This window comes from Brevundimonas sp., assembly GCF_035627055.1.
Classification (GTDB): domain Bacteria; phylum Pseudomonadota; class Alphaproteobacteria; order Caulobacterales; family Caulobacteraceae; genus Brevundimonas.
Genome location: NZ_DASPMM010000010.1, coordinates 35,684 through 50,634 on the forward strand (window position 1 = coordinate 35,684; position 14,951 = coordinate 50,634).

15 protein-coding genes and 1 tRNA gene are annotated in these 14,951 nt (G+C 69.9%); 3 read left to right on the top strand and 13 right to left on the bottom strand.

Annotation, left to right across the window (positions count from 1 at the left end):
- Nucleotides 1-8 precede the first annotated feature (8 nt).
- The 3 genes from VEA98_RS03950 to VEA98_RS03960 are packed head-to-tail and all read right to left on the bottom strand — an operon-like array spanning nucleotide 9 to nucleotide 2,655.
- The gene (locus tag VEA98_RS03950) at nucleotides 9-731 is read right to left on the bottom strand and encodes an ABC transporter ATP-binding protein (protein ID WP_324811177.1); all 723 of its coding nucleotides are present in this window, start codon (nucleotides 729-731) and stop codon (nucleotides 9-11) included.
- Nucleotides 728-1,726 carry an iron ABC transporter permease gene (locus VEA98_RS03955; RefSeq protein ID WP_324811178.1) on the bottom strand — a complete coding sequence of 333 codons (999 nt, stop codon included), beginning with the start codon at nucleotides 1,724-1,726 and terminating at the stop codon, nucleotides 728-730. Before VEA98_RS03955 ends, VEA98_RS03950 begins: the two co-directional genes overlap by 4 nt.
- The gene (locus VEA98_RS03960) at nucleotides 1,714-2,655 is read right to left on the bottom strand and encodes a hypothetical protein (protein ID WP_324811179.1); all 942 of its coding nucleotides are present in this window, start codon (nucleotides 2,653-2,655) and stop codon (nucleotides 1,714-1,716) included. Before VEA98_RS03960 ends, VEA98_RS03955 begins: the two co-directional genes overlap by 13 nt.
- 166 nt (nucleotides 2,656-2,821) lie before the next feature.
- Between VEA98_RS03960 and VEA98_RS03965 the strand changes: the two genes are divergently transcribed.
- Nucleotides 2,822-5,026 carry an oligopeptide:H+ symporter gene (locus VEA98_RS03965; RefSeq protein ID WP_324811180.1) on the top strand — a complete coding sequence of 735 codons (2,205 nt, stop codon included), beginning with the start codon at nucleotides 2,822-2,824 and terminating at the stop codon, nucleotides 5,024-5,026.
- A 101-nt stretch (nucleotides 5,027-5,127) separates the two neighbouring features.
- Here the strand turns inward: VEA98_RS03965 and VEA98_RS03970 are convergent, their stop codons facing one another.
- The 8 genes from VEA98_RS03970 to VEA98_RS04005 form a co-directional block, all read right to left on the bottom strand.
- On the bottom strand, nucleotides 5,128-7,227 hold the full coding sequence (locus tag VEA98_RS03970) for a TonB-dependent receptor plug domain-containing protein (RefSeq protein ID WP_324811181.1): 2,100 nt from the start codon (nucleotides 7,225-7,227) through the stop codon (nucleotides 5,128-5,130).
- Nucleotides 7,228-7,342: 115 nt separating this feature from the next.
- Nucleotides 7,343-7,417: transfer RNA gene (locus tag VEA98_RS03975), tRNA-Gly, on the bottom strand.
- An 81-nt stretch (nucleotides 7,418-7,498) separates the two neighbouring features.
- Nucleotides 7,499-8,464: a TraB/GumN family protein gene (locus tag VEA98_RS03980; RefSeq protein WP_324811182.1), complete on the bottom strand. Its 966-nt coding sequence runs from the start codon at nucleotides 8,462-8,464 to the stop codon at nucleotides 7,499-7,501.
- 13 nt (nucleotides 8,465-8,477) lie between these two features.
- Entirely contained in the window at nucleotides 8,478-8,672 is a 195-nt protein-coding gene (locus VEA98_RS03985) for a helix-turn-helix transcriptional regulator (RefSeq protein ID WP_324811183.1), read from the bottom strand.
- A gap of 10 nt (nucleotides 8,673-8,682) precedes the next feature.
- On the bottom strand, nucleotides 8,683-9,129 hold the full coding sequence (locus VEA98_RS03990; RefSeq protein WP_324811184.1) for a hypothetical protein: 447 nt from the start codon (nucleotides 9,127-9,129) through the stop codon (nucleotides 8,683-8,685).
- 92 nt (nucleotides 9,130-9,221) lie between these two features.
- Nucleotides 9,222-10,637, bottom strand: a complete 1,416-nt coding sequence (gene rmuC / locus VEA98_RS03995) for a DNA recombination protein RmuC (RefSeq protein WP_324811185.1) — start codon at nucleotides 10,635-10,637, stop codon at nucleotides 9,222-9,224.
- A gap of 318 nt (nucleotides 10,638-10,955) precedes the next feature.
- Nucleotides 10,956-11,558, bottom strand: a complete 603-nt coding sequence (gene recR, locus VEA98_RS04000; protein ID WP_324811186.1) for a recombination mediator RecR — start codon at nucleotides 11,556-11,558, stop codon at nucleotides 10,956-10,958.
- A 207-nt stretch (nucleotides 11,559-11,765) separates the two neighbouring features.
- A complete protein-coding gene (locus tag VEA98_RS04005; protein ID WP_324811187.1) occupies nucleotides 11,766-12,095 on the bottom strand; it encodes a YbaB/EbfC family nucleoid-associated protein in 330 nt (109 codons plus the stop codon).
- A gap of 158 nt (nucleotides 12,096-12,253) precedes the next feature.
- Between VEA98_RS04005 and VEA98_RS04010 the strand changes: the two genes are divergently transcribed.
- Complete coding sequence (locus VEA98_RS04010; RefSeq protein ID WP_324811188.1) at nucleotides 12,254-12,868, top strand: malonic semialdehyde reductase; 615 nt, start codon at nucleotides 12,254-12,256, stop codon at nucleotides 12,866-12,868.
- Between the two features lie 43 nt (nucleotides 12,869-12,911).
- Here the strand turns inward: VEA98_RS04010 and VEA98_RS04015 are convergent, their stop codons facing one another.
- Nucleotides 12,912-13,451 (bottom strand): hypothetical protein, encoded by a 540-nt coding sequence (locus VEA98_RS04015; protein ID WP_324811189.1) that lies wholly within the window; start codon nucleotides 13,449-13,451, stop codon nucleotides 12,912-12,914.
- 383 nt (nucleotides 13,452-13,834) lie between these two features.
- Complete coding sequence (locus VEA98_RS04020; protein ID WP_324811190.1) at nucleotides 13,835-14,230, bottom strand: cupin domain-containing protein; 396 nt, start codon at nucleotides 14,228-14,230, stop codon at nucleotides 13,835-13,837.
- Between the two features lie 148 nt (nucleotides 14,231-14,378).
- Between VEA98_RS04020 and VEA98_RS04025 the strand changes: the two genes are divergently transcribed.
- Entirely contained in the window at nucleotides 14,379-14,951 is a 573-nt protein-coding gene (locus VEA98_RS04025) for a hypothetical protein (RefSeq protein ID WP_324811191.1), read from the top strand.

Sequence of the window (14,951 nt, forward strand, 5' to 3'; positions counted from 1 at the left end):
CCTCGTCCTCAACTCAACGCCTGACCGCAGCACGGGCAGCCGGTCGTCTCGACGCCGAACAGGGCGCGGACGCGGTTGGGGGCGAGGGCCTGCGCGGCCGGCGAGGCCTCGATCCAGTCGAGGCCGATGGCCAGCACCCGGTCGGCGCGGGCGGCGAAGGGCAAGTGGTGGCTGGAGGCGACGACGATGCGGCCTTCGGCGGCGAGGGCGCGGATCGCCCGTTCCACCGCCTGGGCGTGGGCGGGGTCGAGCAGGGCCAGCGGCTCGTCCAGCAGGCAGACCGGGGCGTCCTGCACGAACAGGCGGGCGATCAGGACCAGCTGCTGCTGACCGCTGGACAGGCGGTCGAAGGGGCGCTCGGCGAGGTCGGCGACATCGAGCCGGGCGAGGGCGGCGCGGGCGGCCTCGACATCGCCGGGGGTGAGGCCGGGCGACCAGCGGCGGCGGGCGGCGCGGCCGAGGGCGGCGAGATGCAGGGCGGAGAAGCCGGCGGACACGGCGCCCGGCGGCGGCAGCCAGGCGACGGCGCGGGGACGTTCGAAATGGCCCCCGAGCGGCGGGAGCAGGCCGGCGAGGGTCTTCAGCAGGGTGGTCTTGCCGACGCCGTTGGGCCCGATCAGGGCGACGACCTGGCCGGCTTCGAAGGCGGCGGTCAGCGGGGGCAGGCGGAAGCCGGCTCCGCTGCGCGCGCGGCGGCCGGCCACCAGGGCGTCGAGGACGAGCGCGCTCACGCCCGCCTCGAGGTGGCGACGAACAGGGCGAGGAAGGCCGGGGCGCCGACGGCGGCGGCAAGCAGGCCGACGGGCAGTTCGGCCGGGCCGAAGGCGGTGGACAGCCGGTCGATCAGCAGGGCGAACAGGGCGCCGAGGGCCATCGAGGCGGGGATCAGCCGCCCGGCGCGCTCGCCGACCATGCGGCGGGCCGCGTGCGGGGCGAGCAGGCCGATCCAGCCGACGATCCCGGCCACGGAAACGGCGGACGAGGTCATCAGGGCGGCGGAGCCGAGGGCCATCAGACGCAGGGGGCGGGCCCTGAGGCCGAGCGAGCGGGCCTGCTCATCGCCCAGCGACAGGACGTCGAGGCGGAAGCCCAGCCCGAGCAGAATGGCGGCGCCGAAACCCACGGGGACGAGGGCGAGGGCGGCCTCGCCGGCGGTGGCGCGGGTGAAGGAGCCGAGCAGCCAGTAGGTGATCGAGGGCAGCTGCGAATAGGGCTCGGCGGCGATGACCACGAGGCCGAGACCGGCGGACGCGAGAGCGCCGGCGACGATGCCGCAGAGGATCAGGGCCAGGCGGCCGTCGCCGCTGCGGGTCAGGGCGGCGCAGGCCACGGCCACGGCGCCGGTGGCGAGGCCTCCGGCGAAGGCCGCGCCCTGGACCAGCACGGCCCCGGCGCCGAGCAGCAGGGCGAGGGCGGCGCCGAACCCCGCGCCGGAGGTGACGCCGAGCAGGTCGGGCGAGGCCAGCGGGTTGCGGAACAGGATCTGGAAGCCGGCCCCCGCTCCGGCCAGGGCGGCGCCGCAGCCCATCGCCGCCAGCAGGCGCGGGCCGCGCAGGGCGAGGGCCAACTCGGCGTCCGGCGGCCCCTCGCCGAACAGGGCCGTGATCAGGGCGTCCGGCGGGGCGGCGAGCGGGCCGGTGGACAGCACCACGGCCGCCGCAGCGACGGCCAGCAACGCCAGCGCCAGCGGCGCGGCCCAGGCGCGGACGGCGCTCAGGGAATCCACCGCGGGCGGGGAATCTCGACCGGAGCCATGCCGTAGAGGGAGCGGCTGAGCAGGGTCAGCTCCATCCAGGCCTCGCCAGGACTGGCCAGCCAGGCGCAGCCGAGCAGGCGGTTGACCGACGGCGGGCGGTCGATCCAGCCGAACGGCGTCGACGGCAGCAGCAGCAGGCCGCGCCGGCCGCCGCCGCGGCGGCGGCGCCAGACCGGGTCGCCAGCGGCGGCGCGAGCGAAGGCCGGACTGAGGGTGACGACGACCTCGGGGTCCCAGGCCGCGACCTGCTCGCGGGTGACGCGGCCGATGTTGCGCGAGCCCTGCGCGACATTGCTCCAGCCGGCGCCCTCCAGCACCTCGGTGGCCAGGGCCCCGCGAAAGCCGGTCTCGAGGCCGTCGACGCCTCTCGCATAGTAGAAGGCGCGGGCGGCGGGGGCGGCGCGCCAGCGCGCGATCACCCCGGAGGCGGCGTCGGCGAGCGCGTCGCCGCCGGGAGCGGCCCCGAGCAGGCGTCCGGCCTCGCGGAAGGCGTCGGGCATGCGCAGGAGCGCGCCGTCGATCAGGCGCCAGTCGACCCCGAGCCGGGCCGTCATGCGTCCGGCCAGACCCTGGTGCTCGGGATCGGCGTCGCCGTAGTCGATGACGAGGCGCGGTTTCAGCGCGGCGACGGCCTCGGGCGAGGCAGGGCGGCCGCCGCTGGCGAGGGCGCCGATCTCAGGCAGGCCGGCGGCGAGGGCCGGCAGGGCGGCCAGGGCGGCGGCGTCGGGCTTGCGCGGCCAGCCGGCGAGACGCTCGCGGGCCACGGCCCAGATCAGCAGGGCGGCGGGCTGGCCGGCGGCGACGACGTCGCCGGACGGGGCGGCCGTGGCCCGCGCGCAGGCGGACGCCAGCAGGCTTCCCGCCACGCCCGAGAGCGTCAAGGCGCGCCGTGTCAGCATGGCTTGGACGGTCCTCTGCTGTCCGGCACGAGGCCTCTCACGATCGGTTACGGCTTGTAAAGCCTGTTCCACGGTGGTCCTATCGCGGCTTCGTCAGGGGAGGCGGGGTGCGTGTCTCCGCGCGCCTTCAACGAGGGCGGTGCGTCCCCACAGTCAAAGGTTTGGCATGAATTTAGTCATCTTGCTGGGGGTGCTGGTCACCCTCGTCACGGGCATTCCCGTGCTTCTCCAGATCCTCAAAAATCACCCGAAGGGGCTGATAACCTGCTTCTTCGCGGAGATGTGGGAGCGCTTTTCCTTCTACGGGATGCGCGGGCTGCTGATCTTCTACCTGACCCAGCATTTCCTGTTCGATGACCGTTTCGCGTCCGGCCAGTACGGCACTTACGGGTCCCTCGTTTACCTGCTGCCGCTGATCGGCGGCATCGTGGCCGACCGCTACATCGGGACGCGCAAGGCGATCATGTTCGGCGCCGTCCTGCTGGTCATGGGCCACGGCCTGATGGCCTTCGAGGGACGTCCGGCGACCCAGACCCTGGTCTATGGCGATGACTCCTACCAGGTTCAGATCGAGGGCCGCGGCGACAACCGCCAGACCCGACTGATCGTCGATGGCCAGCCCTATGCCTTCTCCCAGAGGGAGGCCTCCGGCCTGCAGATCGACGGCGCTCCGGGCCTGCCGGCGACGCTGGCCAAGGGGACTTACCGGATCACCGATCCGGTCGAGGTCGACAAGCCGGCCTGGGCCGTTCTGGGCGATCTCGTGGAGGTCGAACGCACGGTGACGACCGCCCAGACCCTGACCTACCAGGGCCAGACCTATCCGGTCCGCAACGTGACCGAGGACGGCGAGACCCGCACCACGATCCAGGTCGGCGGCCGCGACTATCCGATGCCGACCACCGCCGGTCTCAACATCGAGGGGCTGCCCGCAACGGCTTCGCTGCCCGCGTCGCTCGACCAGGAGGACTTCTCCTTCGCCGAGCAGCGCGACCCGATGGGCCTCAACGTCTTCTGGCTGGCCCTGTCGCTGATCATCATGGGCGTCGGCTTCCTGAAGCCGAACATCTCGACCCTGGTCGGCCAGCTCTATCCGCAGGGCGATCCGCGGCGCGACTCCGGCTTCACCCTCTACTACTACGGCATCAACCTCGGCTCGTTCTGGGCCGCGGTGCTGTGCGGCTTCCTCGGCCAGACCTACGGCTGGGGCTGGGGCTTCGGCCTCGCCGGGGTCGGCATGCTGGCCGGCCTGATCGTGTTCGTGATCGGCAAGCCGCTGCTGCAGGGCAAGGGCGAAAGCCCCTATCCGGAGCTGATCAGAAAGCCGGTGCTGGGACCGATCAACCGCGAATGGCTGATCTACATCCTGGCCTTCGTCGGGGTCGGCCTGCTGGCCACCTTCATCGTCTCGAACCACATGTTCGTCGGCATCGGCCTGGTCATCTCGACCGTGCTGTCGCTGGGCTTCATCACCTGGTTCATCATCACCAAATGCGACAAGGTCGCCCGCGAACGAATGATGCTGGCCATGGTGCTGGTGTTCGGTTCGGCGGTGTTCTTCACCCTGTTCGAACAGGCCGGCTCGTCGCTGAACCTGTTCGCGGACCGCAACGTCGATCTGGCGGTGACCGGCCAGGCCTACACCCTGTTCGGCATGCCCGTGGGCTCGCCGGCCCAGGTGGCCGCCGCCGGACTGGACACGTCGAACTGGTGGGGCTGGATCAACACCTCGCTGACGGCGTCGCAGACCCAGTCGTTCAACGCCGGCTTCATCCTGATCTTCGCGCCGATCTTCGCCGCGCTGTGGGCCTTCCTCGCCTCGCGCAAGATCGACCCGAACCCGGTGGTCAAGTTCGGCCTCGGCATCATCCAGGTCGGCCTCGGCTTCCTGGTGATCGTCTGGGGGGTGGAGTCGGGGATGGTCAACGAGGCCTTCCGGACGCCGCTGTTCCTGCTGGCCCTGCTCTATCTGCTGCACACCACCGGCGAGCTGTTCCTCAGCCCTGTCGGCCTGTCCGAGATCACCAAACTGTCGGTGCCCTCGATCGTCAGCTTCATGATGGCGGTCTGGTTCATGGCTTCGTCGATCGCCCACTTCCTCGGCGGCATCATCGCCGCAACCGCAGGGACGCGGACGGTCGGCGGCGAGGTGACGGATCCGGAGGCGGCCCTGCAGAGCTCGTTGGCGACGTTCAACAGCATCGGCTGGGTCGGCGTCGGCATCGGCGTGGCCTTCATCCTGGCGAGCTTCTTCATCGCCAAATGGTCCAACGGCGTGAACGACCCGGACAACCATCCGGGACCGACGCTCACGGATCGCGGCGGCGAAGACGGCAACGTCGCCCGACCGGAGACCACGACCCTCGGCTAGGCCCCGCGCCCAGCTGAACGGGAAAGGGCGGAGCCTCGCGGCTCCGCCCTTTTTGTTGGCGCTAACGCCGTCGGCCTGCTTGAGCGCGGTTTGTATGCGCTTCAGAAGCTCTTGCGGATCTGGAGGAACAGCCACGGGCTCATGGTGGTGCGGCGGACCTCGCGGAAGGCGACCGGGGAGACGTCCCGGGGCCCGGCGTAGATGTCGCGGTCGTAGCCCAGCTGGCGGTCGCTGATGTTGGCGTAGTCGATCTTGATGGTCAGGTCCGGCGAGGGTTTCCACTGGGCGTAGAGGGTGATGAACGGCTCTGCGTAGAGGGAGCGGATCTCACGCACGCGGAAGAGGCGGCCCTTGTCGGTGTTGCAGCCGTGATCGAAGCCGTAGGACCATTTGCCGCCCTGCAGGTCGTGGTTGAAGGCGACGCCGCAGCCGAAGGCCTGGTTGCCCTGGAAGCGACGGCTCTCGCCGGTCAGCGGGTCGACCACCTCGGTGTGGGCCCAGCTGCCGCGCGCCTGGAGCCGGGCGTTGGGGATGCCCAACCTGTCCATCGGCAGCGTCAGGACGACCTGATACTGGTCGAACGAGCCGTCGCCGATGTTGCCGACGCCGTCGAAGCCGCCGGTCAGGGGGATGATGTCGATGACGTCCTCGACCTCGCCGTGGGCCGCCGACAGCTGCAGCGCGCCCTCGCCCCAGAAGCGGCGCTCGTAGACCGCTTCCACGATGGTGGTCTTGTCCGGCTCGAGGTCGGGGTTGCCGCCCTCAACCTGGCCGATGTCGATGTCGGCCGAGGCGACGAAGTCGCCGAAGTTCAGCTGGCCCACCTGGCGTTCGGCCCGGAAGCGGAACTGGTGGCCTTCCCACGGGGTCCAGGTCAGCTGAACGCGCGGCTTTGGATAGACGAAGGACTTGGTCAGGTCGCTGTCGCCGGACTGGCTGATCTCCGAGACCTCGACGCGCAGGCCGGCCTCCAGGGTCAGTTTGGGGCTCGGGCGCCAGGTGGCCTGGCCGAACGCCTCGCCGCGCAGTTCCTCGACCTTGACCGAGGCGGACGGCAGCGGGATGGCGAGGCCGTTCTCCTCATAGGCGGTGGCGCTGTCGAGGAAGTTGTAGGCGATCTCGCCGCCGCTTTCGAAGGCCCAGCGGTCGTTCGGACGGAAGCGCAGCACGGCGCGGGCGATGGATTCGCCCTGGCTGCTGTCTTCGGAGAAGGTCGAGGTGTCCGGCCCGCTTTCCGAGACGCCGACATAGTCCTGGGTTCCGTAGCGCTGCAGGCCGACCAGTTCGAGACCCATCCGGGGCGACAGATCGCGGGTCCAGTTGACGCCCACTTCCCCGTTCAGCGACTCGACCTCCTCGTCGTTGAAGCTGTCGATGCCCGCGCCGGAGCGGATCAGCACGTCCTGGGAGCTGTCGCTGGCGAACCAGCCGAGCAGGCCGTTGACCTTGAGGCTGCCGCCGGCGAACGGGCGCTGGATGGCGCCGGTGCCGCGCACGTTGCGGAAGCGGTCCCACAGCACCAGGTCGGCGTCCTGGATCAGGGCGCCGTTGGGGTCGTAGCGGCGGCGGAAGCCCTCGCCGGTGCCGTCGGTGCGGTCGGTCGTGGCGCTGAACGAGCCCTCGATGGAATTCTCGCCCTCGCGGCGGGAATACTGGCCGGCGATGATCGGCCCCAGATAGCCGTCCGGATACATGTAGGTGTTGAGTTCGAGGACCCGCTCGACGGTGACGGTGCGGCGCAGGACGACGTTGGCGACAACCGACTGGCCCTGCATGTCGATGCCGGGCGCCCCGCCGCGGATCAGCTCGATCCGTTCGACGCTGGCGGCCGAGATGCGGCGCAGCACCTGGTCGAGGCCGTCGCTCTTGGACGAGGGTCGGTCGCCGTCGATCAGGACGTTGCCGGCCGCGCCGGCGTAGCCGCGCGTGCCGTTGTTCCCCGGGTTGAAGCCGAACCCCGGCAGGCGGGCGATCATGTCGAGGGCGGTGTTGGGCCGGGAGTCGGCGAAGAAGGCCGGTTCGAAGACCAGCACGCCCTGCTGGGCGGCGTCGACTTCGGGCGCGGTCTGCGCCGGGCCGGTCGGAACCGGCGCCCGGGCGGCGCTGTCCGGCGTCGGCGACTGGTCCGGAGTGGTCTGCGCCACGGCCGGAGCGGCCAGCACGGTCAGGGCGGCGGTGGCCAGCCAGATGGTCTTGTTCATAGGTCCCTCTCCCAAGTGAGCGGACCGTGCCCCGCCTCCCGGGGAGGGCTCCAGTTACAAGCTGGACAGGTGGATTAATTCGCGGACAGGCTTGCGGCGGAGCGGTGTTCGCCCGTGGAGCGGCCGGCGGGAATCGAACCCGCGACATTCAGCTTGGGAAGCTGACGTTCTACCTCTGAACTACGGCCGCGACCGGGTCGCCGATCGGAGGCGGACCATAGCTTCGCGCCGGCAAAAGAAAAGGCCCGGCGCGGCGGCCGGGCCCGTTCGATCAGTTGATGCGTTCGACGGTGACGCCGCGGCGGCCGAGGATGGCCTCGACGCTGTCGCTGCCCGCGAGGTGGGCCGCGCCGACGGCGATGAACACGGTGCCGGAGCCGTCCAGCATGGTCTGGATCTGGTCGGCCCAGTTGGTGTTCCGCTTCACAAGCAGGGCCTCGTACAGGGCGCGGTCGGCGCGGCGCATCGGCTGGACGCCGACCCGGTCGATGGCGCGGACGTCACCGCTGGACCAGGCCGCGACCAGTTGGTCGAGGTCGGTGGTGGCGGTCTCGAAATCCTCGAGCGTGCTGCGCAGGAAGGCCAGCTGGTCGGCCTCTGGGAAGCCGGCGAGGATGCGCACCTGCTCGTCGATGGTCTCGAAACCGGTGACCGGCTTGCCGGCCGCCTCGGCGCGGGCCTTGAGCACCAGCTCGACGCCCGACTGCGGATCGTAGCCGGCCTTGACCAGCGGCGAGACCGACAGGGTCAGGGCCGCCAGCCACGGGCGCATCGGATCGAGGGCGGCGCCGCTGGCCCCCATGGTCTGGGCGGCGGCGTCGAGCCGGGCGCGTTCCTCGGTGTTCAGCAGGCTGGACAGGGGCCGGTCGGGCGACAGGCCGTGCTGCTGGATCAGCGGCACGATGGCGGCCTGGTCGTCGGGATTGGAGATCTCCAGCACCAACCGGTCGGCGCTGTCGAAGGCGGTCTCGATGCGCGCCCAGCGCCACAGGGTGTTGGGGCGCAGCACATGGACGGTGCCGAACAGATAGAGGGTCGAGTCCTCGTCGCGGACCACCCAGAGGGCGGGGCCGCCGCCGCCGGACGCCTGGACGGGGGCGACCGCGGGCGTCGGGGCGCCGGCGAAGGCCGGGGCGGGCTGGAAGACGAGGGCGGCGGCCATGCCGAGGCCGAGCGCCGCGCCGAGGGCCGAGCGAAGGGCGCCGGCGAGACGGCGGCGGACGGGGAGGGGATGCATGCGCGAGGGGTCCTTATTCGGAATCGATGAAGATGGCTTCGATCGGCTGGTCGAAGACGCGGGCGATGCGGAAGGCGAGAGGCAGGGAGGGATCGTAGCGGCCGGTCTCCAGGGCGTTGACGGTCTGGCGCGAGACGCCGAGCCGCTCGGCCAGGTCGGCCTGGCTCCAGTCGCGTTCGGCGCGCAGCACCTTGAGGCGGTTGTTCATCCGGTCGCTCCTAGCGGTGCTTGAGCCACCAGATCGCCCAGGCGACCGTGTAGCCGGCGAGCTGGAACAGCAGGATGGTCCACATGCCGGTGACGACGAGGTCGGGGGCGGTCATGCCGACGGTCGCGCTGGTGGAGCCGTCGTCGTGGATGGTGAGCACCGTCAGGATGACGACGCCGATGGCCATGCCGCAGGAGCCGCCCCACCACCAGGCCGACTTGTGGGCTTCGCGGGCGGCCTCGTCGATGCCGCGCCACCACCAGATGCAGGCGGCGAAGGCGATGGCCATGGCGGCGGTGACGATGGCGGCGGTGAGGATCAGGCCAAGCGTGCCCGGCAGGTCCTTGACGAAGACCTGGGCGGCCCCGGCCACGCCGCCCACGATGGCGACGCCGAGGATCATCAGCAGGTAGGTTCCGAGGCCGAATGGGGGTCTGGGCTTCAGGCCGGGGTTCATCAGGGGCTCCGTGTCGCGATGACAAGCGTGTTTTACATCGCGCCGGCGCGGTGTCAAGCACCCTTGTCAGACAGTCGGAGGGGCTTGTCCGGCTATTCGGCGGCGACCTCATCCTCCGGGGCCGGCAGACGCTCCGGCTCCGGCTCGCCCGCGAGCAGCGGCACGGCCTCGACATTGCGCAGGCTGCGCAGGACGACGGTGTGTTTGCGGCTGACGTCCGAGACCTTGTTCTTGGCCTCGTCCAGCTTCTTGTCGACGGCGTGCAGGGCGTCGCCGTAGCGCTCGAAGGCGGTCTTCACCTTGCCGAGTTCGATCCACACCTCGCTGGACTTCTTCTGGATCTGCAGCGAGCGGAAGCCGACCCGCAGGCTGTTGAGCAGGGCGGTCAGGGTGCTGGGGCCAGCCACCTCGACGCGATATTTGGCGCGCAGTTCCGCGGCGAAGCCGTCGCGCCGGACGATCTCGGCGAACAGCCCCTCCGTTGGCAGGTAGAGGTAGGCGAAGTCGGTCGAGTGCGGCGGATGGATGTATTTCTCGGCCACCGATTTGGCCTGGGCGGCCACGGCCTTCTCCAGCGCCTTGCCGGCGATCTCGACGGCGGCGGGGTCGGCGGCGTCCTGCGCGGCGAGCAGGCGGGCGTAGTCCTCGTGCGGGAATTTGCAGTCGATCGGCAGCCAGACCTGGCCCTGGTCGTCATGGCCGGGCAGGCGGACGGCGAAGTCGACGCGTTCGGGACTGCGCGGGCGGATCGGCACCTGGGCGGCGTATTGCTCGGCGCTGAGGGTGTCCTCGAGCAGGGCCTCCAGCTGGACCTCGCCCCAGGTGCCGCGCGACTTGACGTTGGTCAGCACCCGCTTGAGGTCGCCGACGCCGGTGGCGAGAGTCTGCATTTCGCCGAGGCCCTTCTGCACCGACTCCAGCCGGTCCGAGACCTGCTTGAAGCTGGCGTCGAGGCGCTGGTCGAGCGTCGCCTGGAGCTTCTCGTCGACGGTGGCGCGCATCTGCTCCAGCTTGGCCTCGTTCTCCTTGCGCAGCTGCTCCATGTTGGTGGTCAGCACGGCGCGGACCTTTTCCAGCTCCTCGGCCATGACCTTGCGGCCCTCGGCCTGCTGCTGCTGGAGGGTCTCGGTCAGTTTGAACACGGCCTGATTGGTCTCGGTGAGCCGCTTGTGCTGGCCGTCGGCCAGATCGGTCCCGACCTTCTGCTGCAGCTCGGCGAAGGCGGTCAGCCGCTTGTCGAAATTCTCGGTGAGCAGGCCGATGCGGCCGTCGAGGCCGCCGCCCAGCTTGGTCAGGGCGTCGGTCAGTTCGAGGCGCTGGGTGGCGCCGTTCTGGGTCGCCTCGGCTCGCAGGGCGGCCATCTCGCGGCTGAGGGCGGCCAGCAGCCGGTCGTCCTCGCCGGTGCGGGCGGCGCGGCGAGCGGCTTGCAGGGCCAGGCCCGAGACGACCACGGCCGCGGCGGCGGCGATCAGGGTGAGGATGGAGATCACGGGAAGAAAGGCGTTCATGCTCCGTTCCTTACCGGGAGTCGCGGGGCGCCGCCATGGCGGGGGCGGGGGGATTTCACCCGGGTGAAATCCGGAAAAACACAGTCCGAAGAGTCCGAAGAGTCCGTAGCGTCCGTAGCGTCCGTAGAGTCCATAGAGTCCACATCCGTCGACCGGCCCGGCGGTCATCCTCGCCAGCCTACACCCGGCCTGCGTCAGAATCGGACGTGGGTGCGAACCGGCTCCCGGACGTCGCGCCGGCGGCCCGAGACAGCGCTCAACCTTGGTGGACGGAGCCCTGGATGGTCCGGCTCCCCGGTCAGGACCGGAGGGCGCCGCTCAGGCAGGTCGGCGCTGGCGCAGGGCCTGGATGATGGTGCCGTCGTCCAGCCAGTCGAGTTCGCCGCCGACGGGGACGCCGCGGGCGAGGGAGGTGATCTCGACCCCTGAGCCGGAGAGGCGTTCGGCGATGTAGTGGGCGGTGGTCTGGCCATCGACGGTGGCGGGGAGGGCGAGGACGACCTCCTTGGCCTCGCCGCCGCGGACGCGTCCGACCAGTTCGGCGACGCGCAGCGCGTCCGGGCCGACGCCGTCGAGGGCCGAGAGCAGGCCGCCGAGCACGTGGTATTTGCCGCGGAAGGCGCCCGAGCGCTCCATGGCCCACAAGGCGCCGGCCTCCTCGACGACGCAGATCAGGCCGTTGTCGCGGACCCGGTCGGAACAGATCGAGCAGGGGTCGCGGGTGTCAGGGGCGCCGCAGACGCTGCACGAGGTGACCTTGTCGGCGGTCTCCTGGAGGGAGGCGGCGAGGGGGACCAGCAGCTGCTCGCGCTTCTTGAGCAGGGCCAAGGCCGCGCGACGGGCCGAGCGCGGGCCGAGGCCGGGGAGCCTGGCGAGGAGCGAGATCAGGCGCTCGATTTCGGGTCCTGCGGAGGCGGCCATAAGAGGCGCATACCATGGGGGTCGAGCGGTTGCCTATCGGTCCACCACACCGTCGTCATCCTCGGGCTTGACCCGAGGATCAGACGTCGAGCCGGGCTGTGCGTCAGCGGTGGCCCGACGACTGTGCCCGCGCTCCTTTTGACGCAGCACCGGACGGTCTGGCCCTCGGGTCAAGCCCGAGGGTGACGGCGGAGAAGACGGAAAGGTTCAGAACAGCTTGGGCATGCCGGGGATGTTCATCCCGGCCATGGGGCCGGCGGCCTCGCGCATCAGGGCGGAATTGACCTCGTCGAGCTTGCGCTTGGCGTCGGCATGAGCGGCGACGATCAGGTCGGCGAGGATCTCGGTTTCGCCCGGGACCATCAGGCTGTCGTCGATGGTGACGCGGGTGACCTCGCCGGGGCCCTTCAGGTCGATGGAGACGAGGCCGCCGCCGGAGCTGCCGGAGGCGGTGGTTTCGGCCATTTTCGCCTGGGCGTCCTGCAGCTTCTGCTGCATCGCCTGGGCCTGTTGCATCAGGGCGTTGAGGTCTTTCATGGGCCCTAGATAGGCCTCGCCGCCCCGGCCCCGCAAGGGAGCGGGCGAGTGTCGCCATATCGGCAACAGTTTTTGTGCCCGATCCCCTTGCGCCCGTCCTGAAGGGTCCTAATTAGCAATCACTGCTGTTGCTAATACCGATCAGGAGGGTTTTTCCCATGGCCTTTGACTCCACCCCCGTCCGCGACCGTCCGCTGTCCGACAGCGCCCTGGCCCAGCTGTTCACCGAGGCCCGCACGCGCAACGCCTGGTCTGACCGGCCGGTGCCGGAGGCGCTGCTGAGGAAGCTGTACGACCTGACCAAATTCGGTCCGACGGCGGTGAACAACACGCCGGCGCGGTTCGTCTTCGTGAGCTCCCCCGAGGCCAAGGCGCGCCTGATCCCGCTGATGAGCGAGGGCAATCAGGCCAAGACTCTGCAGGCCCCGGTCAATGTCATCATCGGCATGGACACCGATTTCCACGAACAGCTGCCGGTGCTGTTCCCGCATGCGCCGGGGGCGAAGGACTGGTTCGCCGACGAGGCCGGGCGGCGTGAGAGCGCGTTCCGCAACGGCTCGCTGCAGGGCGGCTATTTCCTGCTGGCAGCGCGGGCGCTGGGGCTGGACGTCGGCCCGATGTCGGGCTTCGACCCGGCGGGGGTGAAGGCGGAGTTCTTCGCCGGGACGACGGTGGAGCCGAACTTCATCGTCAATCTCGGCTACGGCACGGACGAGAACCTGTTCCCGAGGTCGCCGCGGTTGAGGTTCGATGAGGCGGCGGTGGTGCTGTAGGGCGCCGCGAGTTCGAACAGCCGCCGGCTCAACGCCCTCGGGATCAGAAGTAGGAGCCGTCCCGGGCCGGCAGGCTGAGTTCGAACTCGTTGAAGAGGATCACCGGCGACAGGCGGTCGTTCCAGAAGTGGACCTCAGTGTCCAACAGCCCCTGATCGAGCGTCCGATCCACCTCGATGCGCAGTCTCGCCGTCGCCGGAGCCGGGGTCATCAGGGGCAGAAGCTTCTCGAACTGGTCGGGCGGCAGATAGAGATGGACGACATATCGGTCAGGGCCGCACAGCCACATCGCGCCCCGATGAGGTCCCAGGTCGACGGGCATGCCCTCGCCGAAACCGGTGATGGTGCGCCTGTGATGGTCGTCGAAAATCCTCAGGAATCCTGAGAGCTGCGGCAGCGTCCGGCCGAGGCTTTCGACCAGGGTGGGCGCGGAGGCCGTCACCGTGGCGGTGATGCGCCGCAGCATCACGCCGGTGACGATGAAGTTCGCGCCCAGGCGGATATCGGACAGGTCGAACTCGGGTTCGACGCCGAAGGCGGGGCCTTCGGTGACGCGCCAGTCGTCCTCGGGGTGATCGGCCACGGCGGTGATCCTCGAAATCGGGCGCAGGCGCCGCTGAGGGTTTCAGAATGCGGGCCCCGGCGAACCTCTGCAATGGGTCCGCACCCAGTAAACTCGACGGGATACGGCAGCGATTTCGGGTCGACACAGTCCGGCGGGCGACGTGCGACGCCGAATGCTCCATGCTATTCTCGATCGCGGAAGCGACGCCTGATCGCTTCGTGCTGACAAAGTCGACGGCGCCTTCACCTGGGACACGGACTATCCGGAGTCGCACCGGCGCATCACGCGGCGCGGAACCTGTCAGGTCCGGCGGTTCAGCGGGTTTCCGAGGGACGCGACGGACCATACCGACAACCAGGGTCCGGGCGAGAGCCGCTGAGGCGGCGTCCCTGTCGGCAACGCTAATCCTCGTCCAGGTCCGTCTGGATCCATTCCGGCGAATGGTGGATGTCGATGGTCTGGAGGCGGCCCGGCCCGAGGTTTTCGAAGCGGTGGGGGACGCCCGCCGGGCCAAAGACGACATCACCCTGGGCGGCGTCCAGCGTCGTCGCGCCGACGAAGAAGCGCGCGCGACCTTCGATGACGATGAAGGTCTCGTCGTAGGGGTGCACGTGGAGGCGCGGGCCGGCGCCGACGGTGTCCGTGCCGTAGGCGAGGACGGTGTTCTGGCCGCCCAGCGTCAGGCCGGGGACGGACCCGCGCCACGGGCCCTCGTTGGCAGGATCGAACAGCCGGCTTTTCGTCGCCGGGCGTCCATCGGGTTTGACGGTCGAGGGGTCGAAGTCTCTGCGGGCCATCCTGTAACTCCTCTGCACACGGCGCTTTGGCCAGCGGCCATTCAGGTTTCCGTCCCCGCCGGTCCCTTGCCCATCGCCCGGCGATCAGCGTTACTGGGGCGGCCGAGGCGCCGCGACTCAAGGGCAAGCCGGCGGGGGAAAGTCGCCCATGTCGCTCGCCGAATATATTTCCATCTTCCTCGCCATCATCGTCGGCCTTGCGGTCACCGACCTCGCCATCAGCTTCCACAGGCTCTTGCGGGCGCGCAAACGCGTGGAATGGGACTGGCTCAGCCTCGCGCTCGCTTTCGTGATGCTGCTGGAGGTCGTGCTGTTCTGGTGGGGCTCGTACCAATGGTACCGCACCGCCGCGACTATGAGTATCGGCGGGTTTCTGCCCGACCTCGCCCTGTTCCTGATGCTGTTCCTCGCCGTCGCCGCCGTCTTGCCCGACGAGGTGCCCGCCGAAGGGCTTTCGCTTCGTCGCCACTACTTCGACACCGCGCCCCACTTCTGGATGCTGATGGTGCTGACGACGATCACCCTCGTGTTCGTGCTGGGGTCGCGCCATGCGCCCGGCGCCTCCCCTGTCGGGTTCTTGCTCAGCCAATGGCCGAATCTCGCCCTCGGCGCCGTCATGACGGTGCTGATCTTCGTGAAACGGCCATGGTTGCACAGGGGGTTCGTCGCGCTGCTCGTCCCCTACACCCTATGGATCACCTTTCCCTTCCTCCTGCGGTGA

Coding starts and splice junctions, on each gene's coding strand:
- VEA98_RS03985 (WP_324811183.1), bottom strand. CDS start 8,672: ATGAACAACCGCCTCAAGGTGCTGCGCGCCGAACGCGACTGGAGCCAG.
- rmuC (WP_324811185.1), bottom strand. CDS start 10,637: ATGAACGCCTTTCTTCCCGTGATCTCCATCCTCACCCTGATCGCCGCC.
- recR (WP_324811186.1), bottom strand. CDS start 11,558: ATGGCCGCCTCCGCAGGACCCGAAATCGAGCGCCTGATCTCGCTCCTC.
- VEA98_RS04010 (WP_324811188.1), top strand. CDS start 12,254: ATGGCCTTTGACTCCACCCCCGTCCGCGACCGTCCGCTGTCCGACAGC.
- VEA98_RS03960 (WP_324811179.1), bottom strand. CDS start 2,655: ATGCTGACACGGCGCGCCTTGACGCTCTCGGGCGTGGCGGGAAGCCTG.
- VEA98_RS03970 (WP_324811181.1), bottom strand. CDS start 7,227: ATGAACAAGACCATCTGGCTGGCCACCGCCGCCCTGACCGTGCTGGCC.
- VEA98_RS03990 (WP_324811184.1), bottom strand. CDS start 9,129: ATGAACCCCGGCCTGAAGCCCAGACCCCCATTCGGCCTCGGAACCTAC.
- VEA98_RS04005 (WP_324811187.1), bottom strand. CDS start 12,095: ATGAAAGACCTCAACGCCCTGATGCAACAGGCCCAGGCGATGCAGCAG.
- VEA98_RS04025 (WP_324811191.1), top strand. CDS start 14,379: ATGTCGCTCGCCGAATATATTTCCATCTTCCTCGCCATCATCGTCGGC.
- VEA98_RS03965 (WP_324811180.1), top strand. CDS start 2,822: ATGAATTTAGTCATCTTGCTGGGGGTGCTGGTCACCCTCGTCACGGGC.
- VEA98_RS03980 (WP_324811182.1), bottom strand. CDS start 8,464: ATGCATCCCCTCCCCGTCCGCCGCCGTCTCGCCGGCGCCCTTCGCTCG.
- VEA98_RS04020 (WP_324811190.1), bottom strand. CDS start 14,230: ATGGCCCGCAGAGACTTCGACCCCTCGACCGTCAAACCCGATGGACGC.